A 23,788-nucleotide genomic window follows, 5' to 3' on the forward strand; every position below is an offset into this window, starting at 1 on the left:
CCCCCCCCCCCCCCCCCCCCCCCCCCCCCCCCCCCCCCCCCCCCCCCCCCCCCCCCCCCCCCCCCCCCGCTTCGCGGCTCGCGAGCCGGGTGTCTCAGGTGGTCAGGGAGTTCTCCGAGCCACTGGGGCCGCTCTCCTGCCCGTTCTCCGCCGCGTCGGCCGCTTCCGCCGCCTCGGCGGCCACCCGCGGCGCCGGGGCGTCGTCGGTGCGCAGGGCCATCAGCTCGCGGCGCCTGTCCGCCTTGGCGCACAGCGCCGCGACCGCCCGGTCGAAGCGGACGATCGACGGCGGGTCGGCCGGCCCCAGCAGATGCGTCTTCAGCTCGGAACGTGCCCGCGCCATGGTGTCCCTGGACGGGTCCCGGACGGAGTCCAGCAGGGCGGGCACACCGGCGGCGTCGGGCGTGAGGACCGTGGCCGCCCGCACGGTCGGCAGACCGGCCCTGAACTCCTCCTCCGCCAGACCGCTGGTGTTGGCGACCGCGTACGGCTTCTCACCGGCCAGCCAGTCCGAGACCACGCTGGAGACGTCGCTGATCAGCAGGTCGGAGCGGTTGAAGCAGGCGTACAGGGCGGGCCGCGGCCCGGTGACGACCAGGTGCTCCCACTCGGGGAAGGACGCCCAGTAGGCCTCCTCCCAGGCGGCTGTCGCGGCCGTCACCGCCGCCTCCCGGTCCCCCTCGGGGGTGGACTGGAGCAGCATCCGCTCCATCTCGTCCGCGCTCGGCCGGAACGCCGTGCTGGTCAGCTCGTCCAGCTCGGAGGTGCGGCGGGCCAGCTCGGCAGCGGCCTCCGGGCCGGGGCGCGGGCCGGAGCGCCGGGCGTTGGCCTCGGCGATCATGTGCTGGATGCGCACGTCGGCGCGGGCCGCGCGCGGGTCCACCGAACCGGTCATCGGGTGGGGCTTGTACAGCAGCCGCACCTTCGGGTCCGCCAGCAGGGCGCGGACGATGTTCTCGCCGGCCAGGATGACCGAGGTGTTGCCGGGGTCGTCGGTCCAGCCCTCCCAGGTGGGCGCGTACAGCACCGTGACGGGACCGTTCGCGGCCGGGGGCCCGGCGTACGGGCGGATCGGCGCGAGCTGCGGGCGGCCGACCTCCACCACGTCGCGGTCGTCGACGCCGATGTCGGCGAGCCGGTAGCGGTCCCGGGCGGCCCGGCCCGCGACCCACACCTCGTCGTAGGCCTTGGCGTAGGGGTTGCAGCTGGAGAGCTTGTCGCTCTCGCCGTGGTTGATGAAGGCGTGCTTGATCGAGGGGATGCGCAGTACCTGCGAGGTCTTACCGGAGTTCGCCGGGTGCAGCATCATCTTGAGCGAGGAGTGCTCCAGCCGCATGAGGTGGGCGACCTTGGGGATGCACACGACGGGCACGTCGGTCGCGTCGATCTTCTGGACCATGAACCGCTCGCGCAGCACGATCAGCGGCCTGGCCTCCAGTGCGGAGAGCGTGCCCAGCCACATGTTCGCCTGGTAGGCGGAGGCCGCGCCGCCGGAGAAGTACATCGCCACCGTCGGCCGGTACTCGGCCAGCCAGCGGTCCAGCCACTCCAGCGCCTGCCGCTCGTTCGCGGGCTGCGCGCCCGGCCGCAGCCAGGCGGCGAGCCGCAGTATGCCGCCCAGGTGGAATGCCAGGGTGACGCCCACTCCCAGCAGGCCCCACAGGGCGTCGGTGGTCACGGCCGAGGCCATCAGACCGGCCGTGGCGGGCAGGGCGAAGTACAGCAGCCGGCGGCTGGGCTGGCGGGCCAGCAGCCGCGGCGGCGCGGAGGACAGCCGCAGGGCGGAGGCGTCGATGTTGCGGGTGACGATGGGGAGGGTGCGCCGGCGCCTGATCAGCAGCGCGATCGCCTGGCAGCAGAAGTGCAGGAAGTACCCGGCCAGCAGGGCCAGGGCGAGGGGCTGCTCCTCCAGCGGGTCGATGCCCGGCAGCCGGACCAGGCCGACGACGATCAGCGCGTCGCGCAGCAGCTGACGGGTGGTGACGTCGAAGCGCAGCCTGCCCAGCGCGGCGACCAGCCAGGGCTGCCGGTGCACCAGGTACAGGTCGAGCAGGAGGCCGGCCGAGGATCCCGAGACGAACAGGGCGGTGTCGGCCAGCAGGGCGCCCAGTGCCTGTGCCAGGAAGGCCGCGCCCAGCAGGACGGAGAGGGCCAGAGCGTGTTTCACCGAGAAGCTCGGTGGAGCGGGCCGGGGGGAACCCCTTTCGGCCCGTCTCTTGCTGTGGAAGAGCCTCAGGACTGGGAACGAGGCGGACATCAGGCAGGTCACGCTCCAGGAAGGGACGTCATACGTGTCGTCTCGCCTACCGCCCGCCCCTGCCTTCCGGAGGCTTTCCGGCGCCCTTCCCCAACGGCGATCGGCATGCGGCGGAGTGTTCGACGACCACTCGATGATGCGTTTGCGGCGCTCATCCTACGGTCACCGCGGCGCTGTCCTCGCGCGGTGCCCTCGCGCAACGCCGGGCGGGGCGGTGAACGGAAGTCCCCTTCTGTTCACCGCCCCGCCCGGTGGCGTACGCGTCCGCGTCGCCATCGGCCCCGGCGTCCGGGGCGTCCTGCCGGGAGTCGCCGCCGAGGTCGGCGGTGGGGGGGGGGTCTCGCGGAGGAGGTCCTCCATGAAGGTGATCCCCTGCTCCTCGTCGGCCTCGCTCTCCTGGTTCTCCCGGTCCTGTTCACGCTTGCGCTGCTCCAGTTCCTCGGCGGTCATCAGGGCTGTCGAGCCCCGGGTTTTGTGGAGAGTCGGTTAGCTGGTTTTCTGCGGCGATGCTGGGGATTCGACCGTCAGGTGGTGAGTGGCTTCGTGTTCGGTGGGGGTGACGTGCCCGAGCTCGCCGTGGAGGCGTCGCCGGTTGAACCTGAGTTGCTCAGGTTCAACCAGTCGTCGCAACACCGGCTTGTTGGATCGACTGTAGCTGCTCGTTGAGGGCTTCGGCCGGGGTCTTCCAGCCGAGGGTCTTGCGTGGTCGGCCGTTCAGGGTGGCGCCGGTTCGACGACGTCTCCAGACGGCCATGTCCAAGGCGTCCAGGGCGAGGCCGGTGAGCTGGCCGGGGCCTACACCACCGGGCTGCACTACGACGCGGCCGACGCAGAACACTGGTGTCTCTTCCATAGTCGGCGGGTTCGCCAAGGATGAAATCGGGAAAGTTTGGGACACTTTTTGGGCAAATGACGCAGGCAGAATGTGCCTCAGTGGTTCCATCGGCTTCGGGACTGGAGTGGCAGGAGAGGCCTGTATCGTGAAGACAATTACACCTGACGGGAAAGTCGAGTACGGTCACACCGTCTCCAAGGGAATGGAATCCCCGTCCCTGGGGACAGGTATCCAGCTCGGGGCGATGGGCAGCAACGCTGATGGCATAGCGCAGCTTAAAGGTGACGGGTGGGGCGGGACGGTCTCTGCCGGGTACGGAGCCGCTGCTTCGGTGACCCATGAAAGGGCTATAGGTACGGCTAACACCCGGGGAGAGAGTGTGGGTGTAACTACGGTCAGCGTGGGGGAGGTGTCGGTGCTGAGTTCGGTATCACTACGAGCGTCAACACTGAGGTTGGGAAGTGGTTCACTCTCGACGAATGGTGATACCTGATTCGTCCACGGTACAGCGAGGCGGGAGTCTGTGTGCTTGAGGCTCCCGCTTCCTTTTTCGGTGGTGTTTCTTGATGATGGCGAATTTCCTTCCCCTTTCCATGGGGCAAACCCCTTCGTCCGGTGTGGACGTGTCTGCGGTGGTATTTTTTGCACTTTTCTCGATTTACGGATGGGTCACCTTTCTGAACCACGGAGATGCCGCCCGTCGGGTATTTGGATTTTTTTCCGGGTTCACGTTTACCGGGCCTGCGGCGCCGGGGACCTTTCGATTCATTGGTGCAGGTGTCGCCTTCATCGGGACGGTTGGCCTGATTGCGGAAATCGCTTAGGCCTTCCGAGGGTAAGAGGTCGCCCCTGACCAGCGGGCGGGCGGGCCGAGCGGGGGCTCGCGTAGATTGCACAGCGACCGGACGAGGGATCACACGCAGGGGACGGCGCAGGTGGCAGCGGCAGAGCAGGGCCTTCGGCGGGACGTACGGGACGCCCGCAGGATCGTGGTGAAGATCGGGTCGTCCTCGCTGACCACGGCCGCCGGCGGGCTGGACGCCGACCGGGTGGACGCGCTGGTGGACGTGGTGGCCAGGTGTCTCGGCGCCCCGGAGGACGAGGACAGCAAGGAGGTCGTGCTGGTCTCCTCCGGCGCCATCGCCGCCGGACTGGCACCGCTGGGCCTGGACAAGCGCCCCCGCGACCTCGCCCGCCAGCAGGCCGCCGCCAGCGTCGGCCAGGGTCTGCTGGTGGCCCGCTACACCGCCTCCTTCGCCCGCTACGGCCGGCGCGTGGGCCAGGTGCTGCTGACCTCGGACGACACCAGCCGCCGCGCGCACTACCGCAACGCCTACCGCACCCTGGACCAGCTCCTGGCCATGGGCACGGTGCCGGTCGTCAACGAGAACGACACCGTCGCCACCGACGAGATCCGCTTCGGCGACAACGACCGGCTGGCCGCGCTGGTCGCCCATCTCGTCCGCGCCGAGCTGCTGGTCCTGCTCTCCGACGTCGACGGCCTCTACGACGGCAATCCGGCCTCCCCCGGCACCTCCCTCATCGAGGAGGTGCGCGGCCCGCACGACCTGGACGGGGTGGAGATCGGCAGCGCCGGGAAGGCCGGGGTCGGCACCGGAGGCATGGTCACCAAGGTCGAGGCGGCCCGGATCGCCGCCGGGGCCGGCGTCCCCGTGGTGCTCACCTCCGCCACCCGCGCCGCCGACGCCCTCGCCGGCCGGTCCGTGGGCACCTACTTCCACCGCACCGGCCGCCGCTCCGCCGGCCGGCTGCTGTGGCTGGCCCACGCCTCCGCCCCGCGCGGCGCGCTGGTGCTGGACGACGGCGCGGTGCGGGCCGTCGTCGAGCGGCGCACCTCGCTGCTGCCGGCCGGGCTGGCCGGGGTGGAGGGCGAGTTCTCCGCCGGCGACCCGGTCGAGCTGCGGGACACCGCCGGGCGGGCCGTCGCCCGCGGGCTGGTCAACTTCGACGCGCGCGAGATCCCCCGGCTGATCGGCCGCTCCACCCGCGACCTGGCCCGCGAACTCGGCCCCGCGTACGAGAGGGAGGTCGTCCACCGCGACGATCTGGTCCTGCTGCACCCCTGACGGCACCCCTGACGGCGCAGCCGGGTCAGCCTTTCCACGGAAAGCTTCCCGAAAACCGCCACACGGGGACTCGAGTGCTGGTCCACTTCTGTGGGAGGACCGCGCTCGCGCGGTCGCACAGGCGCAGCCACACGAGATCGGCACCACACGGGAGGCCGCCGGTGAGACGACTGACCAGCGTCGACTTGGGGGACCCCCAGCGAGGCGACGGGGCGGGGAGCCCCCCGCCCCCTCCGGCGGGGCCGGACGCCCGCCGCGGCGGGGAGGAGGGCCGCGCCGGAGGCGCCTCCCGGCTGTGGCACGTCACCCTCAGCGTCTCCGGGGCCGAGGCGCCGCTGCGGGATGTCAGACGGGCGCTGGAGCGGCTCGCCCACGATCACCCCTTCCTGCTGGCCGGGCGGTACGCCAACGACCACGCCGAGATCCGCTACTGGGAGGAGGCCCGCGACCTCCACGACGCCGCGGCCGTGGCGCTGCGGCTGTGGGGCGAGCACCGGGCGTCGTCGAAGCTGCCGCCCTGGGAGATCGTCGGGCTGGAGGTCATCGGCCGCGAGACGTACCGCCGGCGGGTGGCGGAGGGCTACGGCCCGCACCCCGCCATCCCGGCCGGCGTCCACCCGTTCTGACCCCGGGCCGCCGGGAGGCGGCGGGCCGGGCACACCACCCGTCTCGCACCGCGGACCCGGGGATGGACGCCGCCCGCCCTGGCTACGCTGGGAGCATGAGCAGCGCATCGCAGACCTCGCCCGTGACCGACACCGCCCGACGCGCCAAGGAGGCGGCCGCCGCGCTCGCCCCGCTGCCGCGCACCGCGCGCGACGGCGCGCTGCTCGCGATCGCCGACGCCCTGGTGGCCCGCACCGGCGAGATCGTCGAGGCCAACGCCGCCGACGTGGACAGGGCCCGCGCCGCCGGGACGGCCGAGTCCGTCGTCGACCGGCTCACCCTCACCCCCGAGCGGATCGCCGCCATCGCCTCCGACGTGCGCGACGTGGTGGCCCTGCCCGACCCGGTGGGCGAGGTGGTGCGCGGCTCCACGCTCCCGGGCGGCCTGGAGCTGCGCCAGGTGCGGGTGCCGCTCGGCGTGGTCGGCATCGTCTACGAGGCCAGGCCCAACGTCACCGTGGACGCCGCCGTGCTCTGTCTGAAGGCCGGCAACGCGGTGCTGCTGCGCGGCTCCTCCTCCGCGTACTCCTCCAACACCGCCCTGGTCGCCGTGCTCCGCGACGCCGTGGTCTCCGCGGGGCTCCCGGCCGACGCCGTCCAGCTCGTGCCCGGCGAGAGCCGCGACAGTGTCAGGGAGCTGATGCGCGCCCGCGGCCTGGTGGACGTGCTGATCCCGCGCGGCGGCGCCTCCCTGATCAGGACGGTCGTGGAGGAGTCCACCGTCCCGGTCATCGAGACCGGTACCGGCAACTGCCACGTCTACGTCGACGAGCACGCCGACCTCGACATGGCCGTGGAGATCCTGGTCAACTCCAAGGCGCAGCGTCCCAGCGTCTGCAACGCCGCCGAGACCGTGCTGGTGCACTCCGGTATCGCCGACGCCTTCCTGCCACGCGCCCTGGCCGCGCTGGAGAAGGCCGGGGTGACCGTCCACGGCGACGGGGCCTGGGCCAAGGCGGGCGAGGCGGGCGGCGTGGACGTGGTGCCCGCCACGGAGGAGGACTGGGCCACCGAGTACCTCTCGTACGACATCGCCGCCGCCGTGGTGCCCTCCCTGGACGCCGCGGTGGAGCACATCCGCCGCTGGAGCTCCGGCCACACCGAGGCGATCGTCACCTCCGACACCTCGGCGGCCCGCCGTTTCGTGTCGCTGGTGGACTCCACCGCGGTCATGGTCAACGCCTCCACCCGCTTCACCGACGGCGGCCAGTTCGGTTTCGGCGCCGAGATCGGCATCTCGACGCAGAAGCTGCACGCCCGCGGGCCCATGGGCCTGCCGGAGCTGACCTCGACGAAGTACGTGGTCACGGGCGACGGGCACGTGCGCGACTGATCCGGCGGCTCTCCCGCGGGGCTCCGAGGGCGGCGCCCCGCCCCGCGTGAAACCAGACGAATCGCCGTTCTCCCTGCCCAAAGTCCTCCGGCCGGTCTACGCTGGTCCCGTGCCGGAGGATGTGGGGGGCCAGCCGCACCACGGTGGCGAGGAGCCCGACGACCGCGACCGCGCGGCGGCGGACGACGTGTTCGCCTCCGTGGTGCTCGACGAGTCCTTCGTACGCGCCGCCCTGATTCACGAGCCCACCGCCGCCGAGCGCGCTCCGGCCGCCGCCCAGTCCCCCTCCGAGACCGAGGCGGCGCTCGCGCATGACGACCAGTACGGCTACGGAATCCGGCCGGACGGCCCCGAGGGTGTGGAAGAGGGCCGCGACGCCGGGGTGGACGAGGATGACGACCATCACGGCCGGTACCGCTACGGTCGGCTGGAGTTCGCCGACCGCCTCGACCACCTGGAGTACGTGGAGGACGCCGAGTATCCGGAGGACGCCGGATACGCCGCCTACACCGAGGAGAACGACGGCCGGGCCGGACCCCACGGGTACCCCCCGCGTCCCTACCGCGGCCATGTCCGCTGGCAGCGGCCGGTCGCCTGGGTGCTCGCTGTGGTGATGAGCGTCGGCATCGTCGCGATGGCCTTCGCCGCCGTCCACCGGGGCGCCTCCGGCCAGCGGCAGCAGCCCCCGCCGGAGCCGCCGCCCGCGACCAGCGGGGTCGACGCCCCGCCGGCCGGCCGGTCCGGCGCGCTCCCCTCCCTGTCCGGCCACTACAGCACGTCCTGGCTCGGCGGCCGGCCGTAGCGGGCGCCGGGTAGGCCGCCCGGCGGACACTGTCCGACTTTTCCCCGAATCGGCCTCGTGGGCGGGTTCGGCGTCTTTCGCCGGGCCTACTCTGGGGATATGGCCGGGTCTGGAGACCCACCGCCCCGGGGTTCCTCCGGAGGCGGTGACGACGAGTACCGCTCCACCGTCTTCGACGAGTCGTTCGTCCGGGCTGCCCGCCTCCAGGAGTTCTCCGCGCGGGAGCGGATCGCCGACCGAGAGCACCCCGTCCGGCCTCTTCAGTCCCGCCCGCCGCGCGGCACGCCGTGGCGGGGCATGGTCCTGGCGGTGCTGATCGTGCTCGCCTTCGGCGCCGTGGTCTACGCCGGGGTGAGCGGCCCGCGGCAGCCCGTGGAGCAGCCGGGCCCGCGGGTGATGAGCAGCACGGTCGTCCCGCTCTCGCCGGGCGGGGGCAGCCGGGTGCCCGGCGGGCGGCCGTCACGCCTGTTCGAACGCAGCCCGGCCGCGGAGTTCCGCACCGGGGCCGCCGGAGTGACGCTGCCTCCGGCCCGCTCCACCGCCCACTTCGCCGACAGCCAGGTGCTCGCCGCGCTGTCCGTCGCCAAGGAGTACGTGGTCGAGAGCTCCCTCAACCCCGAGGTGCTGAGCGGCGGGACCGCGCGGCCGGTGCGGATACTGGTCGATCCGGGCCAGCACGCGCAGTTCGACCGCAGCATCGAGCGGCCCGCGGCCGACGGCCACCACGCGGCGACCGGCTGGCTGGTGCGCTTCGACCCCGGGCGCACGGAGTTCGCCGGCGAGGGGGTGCGCGTCCGCGGCACGATGCAGGTCCGCGAGGCGGAGGCCGACGCGCTGGAGATCGTCACCGACCACGTCTTCGTCTACGCCGTCCGCCCCGCCCGGGCCGGCGGCGACCGGGCGGACGGGGCGGACGCCTCGCTGTTCACCGTCCGGCGCGAACTGCGGCTGCGCTTCGACCGCGAGGATCTGCGCGACCACCATCTGACGGTGGAGCGCAGCGAGGTGCGGGCCGGGCCGATGTCCTGCGCGGCCCGTGCCCACGACGCCCTGCGCCCGCTGACGGCCGGGCAGGAAGCAGGTGCCGACCACCCGGCCGGCACCGACCCCTACCTGCGCGACGGAGGCGACAGCCCGGTGTGCGGGATGCTGGACCCTAGCTCCCTGCCGAGCCCGTAGCGCCTTCCGCGCCGCCGCTCCCGCCGTCGCCCCTGGCGCTCGCACCGCCGCCCGCTCCGCGCCCGGCGAAGCGGTCGCGCAGCTTCCCGCCCAGGTCCCCGGCGCCGTCGCCCAGGTCCCGCAGCAGGCCCATGAGCGGGTCCTTGCTGGTGCGCACGGTGTCGGAGTAGTGACTCGCGGACTGCCGGAACGACTCGTACACCGAGGTGTCCTTGTCGTCCTCACGCCGGTCGTAGTGGCCCTCCATGATCCGCTGGTAATCGCGGCTCGCGGCCCACTCGCGCAGCTCCGCGGCGCGCACGGTGGTGAAGGGGTGACTGCGCGGCAGCACGTTGAGGATCTTCAGCACCGAGTCGCGCAGATCGCCGGAGGACTCGTACTCGTCGGCCTGCTTCAGGAAGGCGTCGACGTTCATCTCGTGCAGGTGGTCGCCGCCCGCGATCTTCATCAGACCGCGCATCGACGCCCGGAGGTCCTGGCCGACCAGCAGTCCGGCCCGGTCCGCCGACAGCTCCGACTTGCGGAACCACTCGCGCAGCGCCGCCACGAGCGCCATGATCGCCACATTGCCCAGCGGGATCCACGCCACCTTGACGGCCAGACCGGTCAGGAACAGCAGGATCGTCCGGTACACCGCGTGCCCGGACAGGGCGTGGCCGACCTCGTGGCCGATCACCGCCCGCATCTCCTCCTCGTCCAGCAGCTCCACCAGCCCGGTGGTCACCACGATGACCGGCTCGTCCAGGCCGACGCACATGGCGTTGGGCCTCGGGTCCTGCGTGACGTACATCGGCGGGACCTTCTCCAGGTCCAGGATGTAGCAGGCGTCGCGCAGCATGGCGTACAGGTGGGTGAACTGCGCGTCGTCCACCCGGACCGAGTCCGACAGGAACAGCAGGCGCAGGCTGCGCTCGGGCAGCAGCCCGCTCAGCGCCTTGAAGACCGTGTCGAAACCGCTCAGCCTGCGCAGCGCCACCAGCGCGGACCGGTCCGCGGGGTGCTCGTACGCCCGCGAGGAGATCCCCGGGAAGCGCCGCCTGTCGCGGCAGGGAAGGTCTTCGGTGGTGCCGTCGCCGTCTGTCATCGTCCGCCCCCTGCGGGTCTGGTCGGGCCCATCCCCCGTGTCGGAGCCCACCCTAGGTGGTGGGTGCCACACGCCACAGCATCCCGCCCCGCTTACGATGTGGCTCAAGTTTCCGCCCCTACCCGATAGGTCTGCCGACGATGACCCTCCCCGACACGGTGCACACCCTGAACCTCCTGGCCTCCAGTGCCGAGAACGGCGAGCACGGCGGCACGTCCGTCAACCCGTTCGCCGCCGGTCTGGGCGCTCTGGGAGTGCTGCTCCTGCTGCTGTGGATCACCACCCGCTTCAACCGGGACCGCTGAGGCACCGGGCCCGGACGGCGGCGCGATCGGCGCCGGACGGCTAAGGTCGGCACGCATGGGAGAGCACATAGTGTCCGGCGCCGGCAAACGGCGGCTGGGCGTGATGGGCGGGACGTTCGACCCCATCCACCACGGACACCTGGTCGCGGCCAGCGAGGTGGCGGCCAGGTTCCACCTGGACGAGGTGGTCTTCGTGCCGACCGGGCAGCCGTGGCAGAAGAGCCACAGGGCGGTGTCGCCGGCCGAGGACCGCTATCTGATGACGGTCATCGCCACGGCTTCCAACCCGCAGTTCTCGGTCAGCCGCACCGACATCGACCGCGGCGGCCGGACGTACACCATCGACACCCTGCGGGACCTCAGGGCACTGCACACCGACGCCGACCTGTTCTTCATCACCGGCGCCGACGCGCTCGCCCAGATCCTGACCTGGCGCGACGTGGACGAGCTGTTCTCGCTCGCCCACTTCATCGGGGTCACCCGCCCCGGGCACGCCCTCGCCGACCCGGGCCTGCCGGCCGGCGGGGTGTCCCTGATCGAGGTCCCGGCGCTGGCCATCTCCTCGACGGACTGCCGCGCGCGTGTGGCGCAGGGGGACCCCGTCTGGTATCTGGTGCCGGACGGTGTGGTGCGCTACATCAACAAACGCCGGCTGTACCGGGACGGCCGGGCGCCGAAGGGCTAGAGGGGCGGCAGTCTTGAACGACCGACAGGACCCGCACGGGCCGGGGGACCCGTCACAGGAGAGCGGTCACGTCTACGGTTACGACGAGTACGGCCGGCCGGTCTACGGGGGGCAGGGCCCCGGCGCGCCGTACGGGGACGCCCCGTACGACCCCTCGTACGGTTCCGCGTACGGACAGGGCTCCCGAACCGGGCAGCAGCCCGCCTACGACCCCTACGGCGCCGGAGCTTACGGCACGGAGCCCTATGGCGTGGGGTCCTACGACTCGGGCACGCACACCCCCGGCTCCTACGACTCCGGCTCCGGCTCCGGCTCCTACGACTTTGACTCCCACGCCGCGGACCCCCACGCCGGGGACCCCCACGCCGGGGGGACCCGGACCGGATACGCGCCGGAGGCGTACGCCCAGGAGCCGTACGCCCAGAGCCCCTACACTTCCGAGCCGCACGCCGTCGGATACGACGGGTACGGCGGATACGACGGGTACGGCGGGTACGGCGGACAGGACGACCGGTACGGCGACCCGGACGCCTCCGCCGCCGGGCGGCAGGAGCCGGCGGCGCAGACGTGGATCCCGCAGCAGGCCCAGCAGACCTGGTACGGGGAACGCTCCGCCGGGCCCGGTGACGCGCCGGAAGCCGGGTCCGGCGAGGGCGGGCGCACCGGTGACGGCGCCTCTCCCGACCTCGAAGCCAGTGCCGACGCCGACGCCGACGAGTACCGCACCGAGGAGTTCTCCTTCGTCGAGGAGCAGGACGAGGAGTCCGAGGACGTCATCGACTGGCTGAAGTTCTCCGAGAGCCGCACCGAGCGGCGCGAGGAGGCCAAGCGCCGGGGTCGCAACCGCACGGTGGCACTGGTCGCCGCGCTCGCCGTGGTGCTGGCCGGCGGCGTCGGCTGGCTCTGGTGGGCGGGCATGCTGCCCGGCACCTCCGGGGACGGCGGGACCGGCGAGGCGGCGTCGGCCGCACAGAAACGCAAGGTGATCGTCGTCCACCTGCGCGAGATCGACGACGGGGAGACGTCCACCGCGCTGCTGGTCAACAACGAGACGGCGGGCAGGGGCACCACCGTCCTGCTGCCCAACTCCCTGGTCGTCTCCTCCGGCGGCACGGGCGGGGGAACGACGCTGGGCAGGTCCCTCGAGGCCGAGGGTGCGGCGGCCACCCGCGACGCGCTGGGCCTGCTGCTGGGCACCGACATCAGGGGCACCTGGCGGCTGGACACCCCCTACCTGGAGAACTGGGTCGATCTGGTCGGCGGCATCTCCCTGGACGCCGACGCCACCGTGTCCGGCGGGGAGAAGGACGACGAACCGCTGGTGAGGCGGGGCGAGGGGCGCGACCTGGACGGCAGTGCCGCCGTCGCCTACGCCACGCACCGGGCCGAGGGTGAGCCGCAGACGAAACAGCTCGCCCGGTTCGGGCAGGTCCTGCGGGCCACGCTGGAGAAGATGTCCGACGACCCGAGGACCGCCACCGGCACGGTCCGTGCGCTGACGCAGATCCTCGACCCCTCACTGACCGACGGACAGCTCGGAGCCAGCCTCGCCTCGCTGGCCGGATACGCCAGGAAGGACGCCCACGGCACCGAATTGCTGCCCGTGGAGGCGGACGGCACGCTCAGCGACGCCACCAGCGAGGGCCTGGTGAAGGACGTGCTGGGCGGCACGGTGAAGAACACCGATCCGAACGCCGCGCCGCGTGTGAGCCTGAAGAACGCCACCGGCGACGAGAAGGCGGTGAACAACGCCAGGGTGGCGCTGGTCAACGGCGGCTACACCGTGGTCGGCGGCGGCAGCGCGCAGTCCGCGCAGGCCACCACCCGGGTGACCTACTCCGACGCCGGGGACAGGGCCGGGGCCGAGGAGGTCGCCAGGACGCTCGGCCTGCCGGAGAAGGCCGTGGTCGAGGGCAAGGGCGCGGCGAACGCCGACATCACTGTGGTGCTGGGCCAGGACTACGAGTCCGGAGGGTCGTGAGGCGGCGGGGTCCGGCGGGGTCCGGCGGGGTGAGGCTCCGCCGGGCCCGACGGAGCCGGTCCGCGGCGGGGCGTGAGACCCTGGAAGGGTTGTGGACCACCGACCGAAAGCGCTGCCTGTGACCGCCACGGACCGCTCCATCGAGCTGATCAACGCAGCAGCCCAGGCTGCAGCCGACAAGCTCGCCCACGATGTCGTCGCGTACGACGTCAGCGATGTGCTCTCCATCACCGACGCCTTCCTGCTGGCCTCCGCGCCCAACGACCGCCAGGTCAAGTCGATCGTCGACGAGGTCGAGGAACGGCTCCAGAAGGAGAAGGGCGTCAAGCCGGTGCGCCGCGAGGGCGAGCGCGACGGCCGCTGGGTCCTGCTGGACTTCGTCGACATCGTGGTGCACGTCCAGCACAGCGAGGAGCGGGTCTTCTACGCGCTGGAGCGCCTGTGGAAGGACTGCCCGGAGATCGACCTGCCCGAGGACGCCAAGGCCACCCGGGGCAAGGGTGAGGCCGCCGCACGCGAGGGCGGTGAGCTGAACTGAACGGACGCGTGGCGGGACGCGGCCGCCGCATCGTGCTGTGGCGGCACGGGCAGACCGCGTGGAACCTCGAACGGCGCTTCCAGGGCACCACGGACATCGAGCTGACCGCGGCCGGCCTTGAGCAGGCCCGCCGCGCCGCGCGGCTGCTCGCGGCGCTCAAACCGGACGCGATCATCGCCTCCGACCTGAGGAGGGCCGTGGACACCGCCGCCGAGCTGGCCGCGGTCACCGGCCTGGAGGTCACTCGCTACGAGAGCCTGCGCGAGACGTACGCGGGCGTGTGGCAGGGGCTGACGCACGAGGAGATCGTCGAGCGCCACGGCGAGGAGTACGCCGCCTGGAAGCGCGGCGAGCCCGTGCGGCGCGGCGGCGGCGAGCTGGAGACCGAGGTGGCCGACCGCGCGGCGCCGGTGGTCGAGCGCAGTGCCGAGAAGCTGCCCGACGACGGAGTCCTGGTCGTGGTCAGCCACGGCGGCACGATCCGCACCACCATCGGCCGCCTGCTGGGTCTGGAACCGGGCTCCTGGGAGTCGCTGGGCGGACTGACCAACTGCTGCTGGTCCGTCCTGGGCGAGGGGGCGCGCGGCTGGCGGCTGCTGGAGCACAACGCCGGGACGCTTCCCCAGCCCGTCCTCGGCGACGACGTCTGACACGGCCCGTCCGGCGGGCCCGCCGCCTCAGGGCCCGCCGGAGGCGGATTTCGCATTCGGGCAGGTCACCGGTTAAGCTTCTTCCCGTTCACGGCACCGCGGTGAGAGCGGCGGGTCCGGAGCACTGGGGCTATAGCTCAGTTGGTAGAGCGCTTGCATGGCATGCAAGAGGTCAGGAGTTCGATTCTCCTTAGCTCCACATGGGTGAGACAGATCCCGCCCCCCCTCGGGGGCGGGATCTCCGTCTTTCCGGAGGGAGCGTCCGGCAGCGGTGCGCGCGAAGCGGAACCCCGGGACCTCAGCGCATCCGTTCTCGCCCTCCTGCCCGCGGGCGGGGCATGGCAGAATCGGAACGCCGGACGAACCGTTGAGCGTGGCGGGAGCCCGCCGGGACGTTCGGAGACATCGAGGACGGCAGAGACAGCGGAGGGGCCACCCACGTGCGCACGCCTGCGGTCACGGCTGGAGTTGACTGACGGACATGGGTGCACACAGCAGGAAGTGCGACTGGTGCGGCAGCGGGACCCCGATCGTCCGCGACATGGAGCCGGTCAACGCGGCGTACCAGTACTGGTGCGCCGAGTGCGCGAGGGCGCTGATCATCAAGGGCGATCCGATCGAGACCTACCGCGAGCTGGAGGGCGAGCCGATCTACGGCCGGCTCCTGGAGGAGCACTGCACCCTCAAGCGCTTCTACTCCTTCGTGGCGGCCTGAGCGCCGCCCGCCGGCGCGGAGAGCGGCGAGTCCGCCCGGACCGGTGCGAGTGAGGCCGCACGGGCCCTGGGCGCCGGGAGGGTTCCGAAGGAGCCGGGCGGACCGGGGTACGGCGCGGGCCGCCGCAGCGCGCGTACGGTCAGGACGGCGGCGAGGACGAGCAGCGCCGCGCCGGCTGCCGGATAGACCGCCGACAGGGCCGTCTGCACACCGCTCTGGCGCAGCTCGAAACGCTCCGCCGGGGAACCGTGCGGCACCCACCACAGGGCGTACGAGCAGAACAGCAGCGCCGTCACGGCCGTGCCCGTCCACCACGGCGCACTGCCGCGGCGCAGCGCCTCCGAGCCCAGCAGCAGCACGGCCGGCACGCACCACACCCAGTGGTGCGACCACGAGACGGGGCTGACCAGGAGCGCGGCACAGGCGACGCAGACGGCGGCCCAGGCGTGCGCGGAGGGCAGCCGGCGCGGGCCGGCGAGGGCCGCGGCCACCGCGACGGCGAGCCCCGCCAGGGCCGCCGCGACGGCGAGGAGCGCCCAGCCGGTACCGGGTTCGGCCGTGTGCAGCAACCGCGCCAGGACACCGCGCAGCGACTGGTTGGCGGTGTCCTCGACCCGGCCGACGCGCTCGGGCGAGAAGACCGCCTCGGTCCAGAAGTTCCGGGAGTCCCGAGGCAGCACCAGCACCGCCAGCACGACCGTTCCGGTGAACGCGCCCGAGGCGACGGCGGCCCGGCGCAGCCAGTGGTTCCACAGCCGTGCCGGGCCGCCGGCGAGCCGCCTCCGCCGCCAGGCCAGCGTCAGCCCGCACAGGGCCAGGAACACCGCGAACAGGGCAGGGGTCAGTTTGATCCCGGCGGCGACCCCGATGCCGACACCGGCCCATCGGTGCCCCGCGCGCCGGGACAGGTCCCACAGCACCAGCACCGCCAGCAGCAGGTTGATCTGGCCGTACCGCAGCGTCGTCCACACCGGTTCGCACCAGACGGTGACCGCCGACAGGGCCAGGGCGGCGGCCGGGCGCGGCAGGTTCAGCGGACGTCCGGTCAGCCGCAGCGACAGGTGGACCAGGGTGACCAGCAGGACGAGATTCGCCCCGGTCGCCATCAGCCGCATGGTGGGCACGTCGACGAGGGTCAGGGGTATGAACAGCAGCGCGGCGAACGGCGGGTAGGTCATGGGCAGTTCGGCGTGCGTGGCACGCATCGCGTAGAGGTCGCCGCCGGTGCGGGCCGTCCAGCCCTCGGCCCGGTAGACCATCAGGTCGATCATGGAGACGTTCGCCGCGCTCTGCGCCGCCAGGAAGGCGGTGAAGGAGACCAGGCAGCACACGGCCGCGAGCAGTGTGGACCGCTTCAGCAGGTACGCCCGAGCCACGGGGAACCGGCGGTCGGCGGTCAACTGCGGCGTACTCACGGGCGGCTCCGGGTCCTGGCTGTGACGGTCGTCGGGACGGGCGGGATCCTCCACGGGCCGGTCGGCCGGCCGTGTGCGTGGACGTGCGCGCGGGCGCGGCCGGTTGCCCGGACGCGGCGGGGAAGCGTGTACGGGCGTGGAGGTTACGACAGTACCCGGGCGGCCGTGACCTACCCGTTATGGGATTTGGCGAAGGGTGCTCCGTGGCGTGTACAGTAGGCACCGCCGCCGCGGGGACGCGGCGGACGACGAGGGGCTATAGCTCAGTTGGTAGAGCGCTTGCATGGCATGCAAGAGGTCAGGAGTTCAATTCTCCTTAGCTCCACAGCGATGAGAGAGCGGGTCGCCCGGATGGGCGGCCCGCTCCCGTCCGTCCGGGGTCCGGTTGGACGCCGGGGCCGCAGCGGCCTTGCGGTACCCTGACGACATGCGTGCCGTACGCCTTCTGCTTAGCGGGCCGCGCTGAACCAGCGCCGACCCTCCGGTTCCGGTGAGGTCGGAATCAGCGCGGCATCCCCTCCTGTGTGAGGGGTCTTTTCGTTTACGGGCCGTGAGCCCTCCGCGGGCAGACGACGACCGATGGAGCTTAGAGGACGATGAGCGAGACCACCGCCGCCGCGGAGACCGCGGCCCCCCATCGCTACACGGCCGCGCTGGCCGCGGAGATCGAGGCGCGCTGGCAGGACTTCTGGGACGAGCGCGGCGTGTACGAGGCCCCCAATCCCCGCGGGGACCTGGCCGGCGCCCCGGAGACCGTCGCCCGCCCCAAGCGCTTCATCATGGACATGTTCCCGTACCCCTCGGGCGCGGGCCTGCACGTCGGGCATCCGCTGGGCTACATCGCCACGGACGTCACCGCGCGCTATCTGCGCATGACCGGCCACAACGTGCTGCACACCCTGGGCTTCGACGCCTTCGGCCTGCCCGCCGAGCAGTACGCCGTGCAGACCGGCACCCACCCGCGGGTGTCCACCGAGGCCAACATCAAGAACATGAGGGCCCAGCTGCGGCGGCTGGGCCTGGGCCACGACCAGCGCCGGTCCTTCGCCACGATCGACCCGGACTACTACAAGTGGACCCAGTGGATCTTCCTGCAGATCTTCAACTCCTGGTACGACGAGGAGGCCGACCGGGCCCGGCCGATCTCCGAACTGGTCGGGCAGTTCGAGGCCGGCGACCGCCCCACCCCGGACGGCCGGGCCTGGAGCGAGCTGAGCGAGGCCGAGCGGGCCGACGTGCTGGGCGGGCACCGCCTGGCATACGCCTCCGACGCGCCGGTCAACTGGTGCCCCGGCCTGGGCACCGTCCTGGCCAACGAGGAGGTCACCGCCGAGGGCCGCTCCGAGCGCGGCAACTACCCCGTCTTCAAGACCAAGCTGCGCCAGTGGAACATGCGCATCACCGCCTACGCCGAGCGGCTGCTGCGCGACCTGGACGCGCTGGACTGGCCCGAGGCGATCAAGCTGCAGCAGCGCAACTGGATCGGCCGCAGCGAGGGCGCCCGCATCGAGTTCCCCGTCGATGCCTCCGGCGGCGATGGCCCCGGTGAGCGGATCACCGTCTTCACCACCCGTCAGGACACGCTGTTCGGGGCCACGTACATGGTGCTGGCGCCCGAGCACGAGCTGGTGGACCGGATCGTCCCCGACGCCTGGCCCGAGGGCACCCGGGAGGTGTGGACGGGCGGCCACTCCACGCCGGCCGATGCGGTCTCGGAGTACCGTAAGCGGGCGGCCGCCAAGTCGGACGTCGAGCGGCAGGCCGAGGCCAAGGAGAAGACCGGTGTCTTCACCGGCGCCTACGCCGTCAACCCGGCGGGCGGTGAGCGGATCCCCGTCTTCGTCGCCGACTACGTGCTGATGGGTTACGGCACCGGCGCGATCATGGCCGTCCCCGCGCACGACAGCCGCGACTTCGCCTTCGCCCGCGCCTTCGAGCTGCCGATGCGCTGCGTGGTCGAGCCGACCGACGGCCGCGGCACCGACCCGGCGACCTGGGACGACGCCTTCTCCTCCCACGACACCGCGATCATCAACTCCACCGGTGTGGAGGTGTCGCTGGACGGCCTGGGCGTGACCGAGGCCAAGGCCCGGACGACCGAGTGGCTGACCGAGCGCGGCATCGGCGAGGGCACCGTCAACTACCGCCTGCGCGACTGGCTGTTCAGCCGCCAGCGCTACTGGGGCGAGCCGTTCCCGATCGTCTACGACGAGGACGGCGTGGCGCACGCGCTGCCCGAGTCGATGCTGCCGCTGCGACTGCCCGAGGTCGAGGACTACTCCCCGCGCACCTTCGACCCCGACGACGCCGACACCGAGCCCGAGACCCCGCTGTCGCGCAACGAGGACTGGGTGAACGTCACCCTGGACCTGGGCGACGGACGCGGCCCGCGCAGGTTCCGCCGCGAGACCAACACCATGCCCAACTGGGCGGGCTCCTGCTGGTACGAACTGCGCTACCTGGACCCGCACAACGACGACAAGCTGGTCGACCCGGAGATCGAGCGCTACTGGATGGGCCCGCGCGAGGGGATGCCCGCCGGCGGCGTGGACCTGTACGTCGGCGGCGCCGAACACGCCGTGCTGCACCTGCTGTACGCCCGCTTCTGGTCCAAGGTGCTGTACGACCTGGGGCACATCTCCTCGGCCGAGCCGTTCCACAAGCTGTTCAACCAGGGCATGATCCAGGCCTACGTCTACCGCGACTCCCGCGGCATCGCGGTGCCCGCCGCCGAGGTGGCCGAGCGCGACGGCGCCCACTGGTACGACGGCGAGAAGGTCGACCGGGCGCTGGGCAAGATGGGCAAGTCCCTGAGGAACGCCGTCACCCCGGACGAGATCTGCGCCGAGTACGGCGCGGACACCCTGCGGCTGTACGAGATGGCGATGGGCCCGCTGGACGTCTCCCGCCCGTGGGACACCCGTGCGGTCGTCGGCCAGTACCGGCTGCTGCAGCGGCTGTGGCGCAACGTCGTCGACGAGGCGACAGGCGAGGTCTCGGTCGTCGACGCCGAGCCGGACGAGGAGACCCTGCGCGCGCTGCACAAGGCGGTCGACGGCGTGCGGCAGGACATGGAGGGCCTGCGCTTCAACACCGCCATCGCGAAGATCACCGAGCTGAACAACCACGTCACCCGGCTGCGCGAGGTGCCGCGTGAGGTGGCCGAGCACCTGGTGCTGCTGATCGCGCCGCTGGCCCCGCACATCGCCGAGGAGCTGTGGCGCGGACTGGGCCACGGCACCAGCGTCGTCCACGAGGACCTCCCCGTGGCCGATCCGCGGTACGTGGTGGACGAGACCGTGACCTGCGTCGTGCAGGTGCGGGGCAAGGTCAGGGCCCGGCTGGAGGTCGCCCCGGACATCTCCGAGGCCGATCTGGAGGCGCGGGCGCTGGCCGAGCCGGCGATCGTCGGCGCGCTGGGCGAAGCGGACGTCCGCAAGGTGATCGTGCGGGCGCCGAAGCTGGTGAACATCGTTCCGGCCTGACCGTCCGGGCACGTACGCCGCCGTGCGTTCAGCCCTCCGTCGCTCCGGGGGCCGGTTCCCCTCCGGCCCCCGGCTCCGAACGCGCCGCCATGGCGAGCAGTTCGGCCAGATGCACGGCCTTCGTGCGGGAACGCGTACGGCGCAGCCCCTGCCGCAGCTGGCGCAGACAGCCGGGATTGACCGCCACCACGTAGTCCACGTCCAGCTTCCGCAGGGCCTCCAGCTTCGGGTCCAGCACGGCCCGGCTGTCGACCGGCCGCAGCATCGCGTACGTGCCGGCGGCGCCGCAGCAGTCGCCCGCGCCGGGCAGCTCGACGTAGTCGGCCACCGCGGCGACGAGTTCGCGGGGCGGGCGGGTCACACCCAGACCGTTGCGCAGATGGCAGGAGTCCTGGAGGGCCACCCGTGCCCGGCGCCCGCCGACCGTGACCAGGCCCGAGGGCCGGTGGCCGGCGTCCTCCAGGTACTCGCTCAGCTCCCTGACGCGGTCGCGGCCCAGGTGGTGGGCGAGATGGGCGGCGCAGCCCCCGGAGGTGGTCACGACGGTGCCGGGCAGCCGCTCGCCGAGCGCGCGGGCCATCCCGGCGCCGCCGGCCGAGTCGCCGTTGTGGGCGTGCAGCGCGCCGCAACAGCCCTGCCCCGCGGGGACGGTGACCTCCGGCCGCAGCTCGCGCACGGCGCGTGAGACGGACGGGTACAGCCCGCGCTCGGCGCAGCCCAGCATCAGCGAGACCCGCCGCTCCCGCCCCGCGCGCACGAGGCCGCGGGCGGCACGGCGGTCGCGGGCGTGGCGCCGCACCAGCCCCTGCGTCCGCAGCAGCCACGGCCGGGACACAGCGGCCGTCAGCAGACGGACGATCAGGGGCCGGGCGCGCCCCTGCCACTGGTGGTCGCGCCACTGCTCCAGCAGCCGCCCGTACTCCACGCCCGCCGGGCAGACCGGCTCGCAGGCCCGGCATCCCAGGCAGAACGACGACTCCTCGGCCAGGGTGGGATCGTCCGGGGCGAGGTCGCCGGACTCCAGCGCCCGCATCAGGGTGATACGGCCGCGCGGGGAGGAGGGCTCCTGGCGGGTGAGGGCGTAGGTGGGGCAGGCGGGCAGGCAGAACCCACAGGAGATGCAGCGGTCGAGCAGCGCCTTGTCGAAGACGCCCAGGCCCTCGCCCCGTCCGGCGGCGGGACCGGGAGAGGGCGCTGGACCGGGGCGGCGAGCGGGAGGGGGTGCGCAGTCGGTCATCGGTGTTCCTCCGTGGACGCCCCGCCGTCGGGCGGGGAGGGAGTCTCAGGATCCGAGCTTTCCCGGGTTGAGGATGCCCGCCGGGTCGAAGGCCTTCTTGATGCGGCGCAGCAGTGCGACCTGCTCGTCCCCGATCCGGTCGGCCAGGTAGGGCAGCTTGGCGGCGCCCACGCCGTGCTCGCCGGTGATGGTGCCGTCCAGGGCGATGGCGGCCGCGAAGATCTCGGTGAACGCCCGGTGGGCGCGGTCGGCCCCCTCTCCGTCGTCGGGGTCGAGTACGCAGGTGGGGTGGAGGTTGCCGTCCCCGGCGTGTCCGAAGGTGGCGATCCGCAGGCCGTGGCGGTCGGCGATCCCGTCGATGCGGTCCACCATCTCGGCGAGCCTGTGGCGGGGCACGGTGGCGTCCTCCAGGATCGTCAGCGAACCCAGCCGGGAGAGCGCCGGCAGCGAGCAGCGGCGGGCGGCGAGCAGGGCGTCGGCACGGGCGACGTCCTCGGCGAGGGTGACCTCCAGGGCCCCGGAGCCCTCGCACACCTCCCCGATGCGTGTGAGGCTGCCCGCCACGGTGCGCCTCGACCCGTCGTCGCCGAAGAGCAGCAGCGCCCCGGCGTCCCGCCGCAGGCCGAGCCCGGCGAACTCCTCGACGGCCGAGACGCACTTGCGGTCCAGGAACTCCATCGTGGCCGGGACGATCCCGTCGGCGATGACGGCCGCGACCGCCCGGGAGGCGTCGGAGAGGGAGTCGAAGTAGGCGACCCCGGTGCCGGTCTCCTCGGGAGCGGGCAGCAGGGCCACGGTGGCCTCGGTGATCACCGCGAGAGTGCCCTCCGAGCCGGTCAGCAGCCGGGTGAGGTCGTAGCCGGCCACGTCCTTCCACAGCCGGCCGCCGGTGCGGACGACCTCCCCGGTGGGCAGGACGGCCTCCAGGCCGAGCACGTGGTTGCGGGTGACGCCGTACTTCAGGCCGCGCAGGCCGCCGGCGCAGGTCGCCACGTTGCCGCCGATGGTGGAGACGGTGCGGCTGCCGGGGTCGGGGGCGTACAGCAGGCCCTCGTGCGCCGCCGCGTCCGCCAGCGTGGCTGTGGTCACCCCGGGCTGGACGCGGGCCAGCAGTTCGGCGGGGCTGACCTCCAGGATCCGGTCCAGTCGGGTGAGCACCATGACGATGCCGCCGCGCAGGGGCACGGTGGCGGCGCACAGGTTGGAGCCCGCGCCGCGCGGTACGACCGGTACGCCCCGCTCGGTGGCGTACCGCAGGATCGCGGCGACCTCCGTGGTGCTGCCGGGCAGCACCACGGCCTGCGGCCGGGCGTGGAACAGGGGGGTGGCGTCACGGGCGTAGGCGGTCAGCGCTCCGTCGTCGGTCCTGACGTGGCGGCGTCCCACGATGGCGGCCAGGTCCCCGGCCAGGTCCCCGGGCGGCTCTCCGGGCAGGCCGCCGGCGGGGTCCGTCTCCGCGCGCGTGTGCATGGTCGCACCACCGTCCAGTCCGACTACGGGCGTGGACCGACGGTAGACCAGCCGGCGGACGGCGGCGAGAAGGCGGGCGGAGCGGGAGGACCGGACCGTTCCAGGAGGCGGCCGGTAGACCGGGGCGGATACGGGGCATTTCCGGCCCAACGGAACCCGGTGCCGGCCCCGCACGTTTATCCTGGGAGGACTACCGCCTCCTCCGGGCCCGGAGGAGGCGGCACACCGGCTGACGAGGGAGCGGAGCTGTGGGGTTCGTCATCGGTCTGCTGGCCCTCCTCTTCGTGCTCTTCGTCGTCCTCGGCGCGGTCGCCACGGTGAAGACCGTGCGCGCGGTCAGGCGAGGCGTGGAGCGGACGGAGCAGCAGGTGCGCCGCACCGTCGAGGAGACCACGCTCAAGGCCCGCAGCGCCCAGCCGGGCCCGGTGGGTGAACTGGCCAGGGTACGGCTGGAACTGCGCGGCTCTCTGGACAGCACGCGCCGGGCGCTGGAGACCGGAAGCCGGGACGACCCCTCGCTGGGCGAGGCGGCCGGTCTGCTCGACCGGCTCGACGAACACGCCCGCCGGCTCGACGGCGAGCTGCGGCTGCTGATGGAACGTGAGCCCGACCGCGGCCGGATCGCCGCCCGGCTCCCGGACGCGCGTGAACGCGCCGACCGCATCCGAGCCTCCGCCGACTCGCTGCGTTTCGCCGTGCAGGACCGGGCCCGGCACCACGACGAGGACGGGCTGAACGCGCTGAGTGAGCAGATCGAGATCGAGGCGGACGCACTGCGGCACTGGTCGGCTTCCGCCTCGGAGATCCCCGCTCCCGGAACCTCCGCCTCCCAGGCATCCGCCCCCGGGACTCCCACTTCTGGCGCCCAGGAACCGCGGACACCGGGCATCGAGGGCCCGAAGAGCGTCCCGCGCGGGCACACGGCGGAATCCGGCGCCGGTCTCACCAAGGACCCCGGACCGGAGTTCGGCAACGGCCGCCCGCAGAGCGCGTCATGAGCCCCGCCCGGCCCACCCGGCTCGTCCACCCCGCTCGCCCGTGCCGCACCGCTGCGGAAGGCCGCT

Annotated in this window: 20 protein-coding genes and 2 tRNA genes; 16 read left to right on the forward strand and 6 right to left on the reverse strand. The window is 72.8% G+C overall.

Annotation, left to right across the window (positions count from 1 at the left end):
* Positions 1–94: 94 nt before the first annotated feature.
* Together LJ221_RS03935 and LJ221_RS03940 are read right to left on the reverse strand one after the other, a co-directional pair.
* The gene (locus LJ221_RS03935) at positions 95–2,167 is read right to left on the reverse strand and encodes a hypothetical protein (RefSeq protein WP_241713734.1); all 2,073 of its coding nucleotides are present in this window, start codon (positions 2,165–2,167) and stop codon (positions 95–97) included.
* A gap of 703 nt (positions 2,168–2,870) precedes the next feature.
* Positions 2,871–3,110 carry a hypothetical protein gene (locus tag LJ221_RS03940; protein ID WP_241713808.1) on the reverse strand — a complete coding sequence of 80 codons (240 nt, stop codon included), beginning with the start codon at positions 3,108–3,110 and terminating at the stop codon, positions 2,871–2,873.
* A gap of 548 nt (positions 3,111–3,658) precedes the next feature.
* On the opposite strand from LJ221_RS03940, the gene LJ221_RS03945 reads away from it, so the two are divergent.
* The 6 genes from LJ221_RS03945 to LJ221_RS03970 all read left to right on the forward strand — a co-directional run bounded on the left by LJ221_RS03945 (position 3,659) and on the right by LJ221_RS03970 (position 9,159).
* A complete protein-coding gene (locus LJ221_RS03945) occupies positions 3,659–3,916 on the forward strand; it encodes a hypothetical protein (protein WP_241713735.1) in 258 nt (85 codons plus the stop codon).
* Between the two features lie 111 nt (positions 3,917–4,027).
* The gene (gene proB, locus LJ221_RS03950) at positions 4,028–5,179 is read left to right on the forward strand and encodes a glutamate 5-kinase (protein ID WP_241713736.1); all 1,152 of its coding nucleotides are present in this window, start codon (positions 4,028–4,030) and stop codon (positions 5,177–5,179) included.
* A gap of 293 nt (positions 5,180–5,472) precedes the next feature.
* A complete protein-coding gene (locus LJ221_RS03955; protein ID WP_308314714.1) occupies positions 5,473–5,805 on the forward strand; it encodes a hypothetical protein in 333 nt (110 codons plus the stop codon).
* Positions 5,806–5,900: 95 nt separating this feature from the next.
* Positions 5,901–7,178 carry a glutamate-5-semialdehyde dehydrogenase gene (locus LJ221_RS03960; protein WP_241713738.1) on the forward strand — a complete coding sequence of 426 codons (1,278 nt, stop codon included), beginning with the start codon at positions 5,901–5,903 and terminating at the stop codon, positions 7,176–7,178.
* Positions 7,179–7,287: 109 nt separating this feature from the next.
* A complete protein-coding gene (locus LJ221_RS03965; RefSeq protein WP_241713739.1) occupies positions 7,288–7,980 on the forward strand; it encodes a hypothetical protein in 693 nt (230 codons plus the stop codon).
* 99 nt (positions 7,981–8,079) lie between these two features.
* Positions 8,080–9,159, forward strand: a complete 1,080-nt coding sequence (locus tag LJ221_RS03970; RefSeq protein ID WP_241713740.1) for a hypothetical protein — start codon at positions 8,080–8,082, stop codon at positions 9,157–9,159.
* Here LJ221_RS03970 and LJ221_RS03975 read toward each other — a convergent pair.
* Positions 9,137–10,243 (reverse strand): M48 family metallopeptidase, encoded by a 1,107-nt coding sequence (locus LJ221_RS03975; protein ID WP_241713742.1) that lies wholly within the window; start codon positions 10,241–10,243, stop codon positions 9,137–9,139. The two genes, LJ221_RS03970 and LJ221_RS03975, sit on opposite strands and share 23 nt — an antisense overlap.
* A gap of 140 nt (positions 10,244–10,383) precedes the next feature.
* On the opposite strand from LJ221_RS03975, the gene LJ221_RS03980 reads away from it, so the two are divergent.
* The 7 genes from LJ221_RS03980 (at position 10,384) to LJ221_RS04010 (ending at position 15,117) form a co-directional block, all read left to right on the forward strand.
* Complete coding sequence (locus LJ221_RS03980; protein WP_241713743.1) at positions 10,384–10,548, forward strand: hypothetical protein; 165 nt, start codon at positions 10,384–10,386, stop codon at positions 10,546–10,548.
* A gap of 55 nt (positions 10,549–10,603) precedes the next feature.
* On the forward strand, positions 10,604–11,233 hold the full coding sequence (gene nadD / locus LJ221_RS03985; protein ID WP_241713744.1) for a nicotinate-nucleotide adenylyltransferase: 630 nt from the start codon (positions 10,604–10,606) through the stop codon (positions 11,231–11,233).
* 13 nt (positions 11,234–11,246) lie between these two features.
* Positions 11,247–13,214, forward strand: a complete 1,968-nt coding sequence (locus LJ221_RS03990; protein WP_247719617.1) for an LCP family protein — start codon at positions 11,247–11,249, stop codon at positions 13,212–13,214.
* A 118-nt stretch (positions 13,215–13,332) separates the two neighbouring features.
* Positions 13,333–13,752: a ribosome silencing factor gene (rsfS, locus tag LJ221_RS03995; protein WP_241713745.1), complete on the forward strand. Its 420-nt coding sequence runs from the start codon at positions 13,333–13,335 to the stop codon at positions 13,750–13,752.
* Between the two features lie 8 nt (positions 13,753–13,760).
* Positions 13,761–14,402 (forward strand): histidine phosphatase family protein, encoded by a 642-nt coding sequence (locus LJ221_RS04000; protein WP_241713746.1) that lies wholly within the window; start codon positions 13,761–13,763, stop codon positions 14,400–14,402.
* Between the two features lie 126 nt (positions 14,403–14,528).
* Positions 14,529–14,601 (forward strand) — tRNA-Ala (locus LJ221_RS04005).
* Positions 14,602–14,883: 282 nt separating this feature from the next.
* On the forward strand, positions 14,884–15,117 hold the full coding sequence (locus LJ221_RS04010) for a hypothetical protein (RefSeq protein WP_241713747.1): 234 nt from the start codon (positions 14,884–14,886) through the stop codon (positions 15,115–15,117).
* Here LJ221_RS04010 and LJ221_RS04015 read toward each other — a convergent pair.
* Positions 15,096–16,532 carry a glycosyltransferase 87 family protein gene (locus LJ221_RS04015; RefSeq protein WP_308314713.1) on the reverse strand — a complete coding sequence of 479 codons (1,437 nt, stop codon included), beginning with the start codon at positions 16,530–16,532 and terminating at the stop codon, positions 15,096–15,098. The genes LJ221_RS04010 and LJ221_RS04015 overlap by 22 nt on opposite strands.
* A gap of 252 nt (positions 16,533–16,784) precedes the next feature.
* Between LJ221_RS04015 and LJ221_RS04020 the strand changes: the two genes are divergently transcribed.
* Positions 16,785–16,857 (forward strand) — tRNA-Ala (locus tag LJ221_RS04020).
* Positions 16,858–17,128: 271 nt separating this feature from the next.
* Positions 17,129–20,017 carry a leucine--tRNA ligase gene (gene leuS / locus LJ221_RS04025; protein WP_241713748.1) on the forward strand — a complete coding sequence of 963 codons (2,889 nt, stop codon included), beginning with the start codon at positions 17,129–17,131 and terminating at the stop codon, positions 20,015–20,017.
* A 28-nt stretch (positions 20,018–20,045) separates the two neighbouring features.
* Here leuS and LJ221_RS04030 read toward each other — a convergent pair whose 3' ends face one another.
* Entirely contained in the window at positions 20,046–21,254 is a 1,209-nt protein-coding gene (locus LJ221_RS04030) for a (Fe-S)-binding protein (protein WP_241713749.1), read from the reverse strand.
* 45 nt (positions 21,255–21,299) lie between these two features.
* Entirely contained in the window at positions 21,300–22,724 is a 1,425-nt protein-coding gene (locus tag LJ221_RS04035) for an FAD-binding oxidoreductase (protein ID WP_241713751.1), read from the reverse strand.
* 248 nt (positions 22,725–22,972) lie between these two features.
* Here LJ221_RS04035 and LJ221_RS04040 point away from each other — a divergent pair, with 248 nt between their 5' ends.
* Positions 22,973–23,722: a hypothetical protein gene (locus LJ221_RS04040; protein ID WP_241713753.1), complete on the forward strand. Its 750-nt coding sequence runs from the start codon at positions 22,973–22,975 to the stop codon at positions 23,720–23,722.
* The last annotated feature ends 66 nt before the right edge of the window (positions 23,723–23,788 follow it).

The organism is Streptomyces sp. CNQ085 (assembly GCF_022614595.1).
GTDB lineage: Bacteria > Actinomycetota > Actinomycetes > Streptomycetales > Streptomycetaceae > Streptomyces.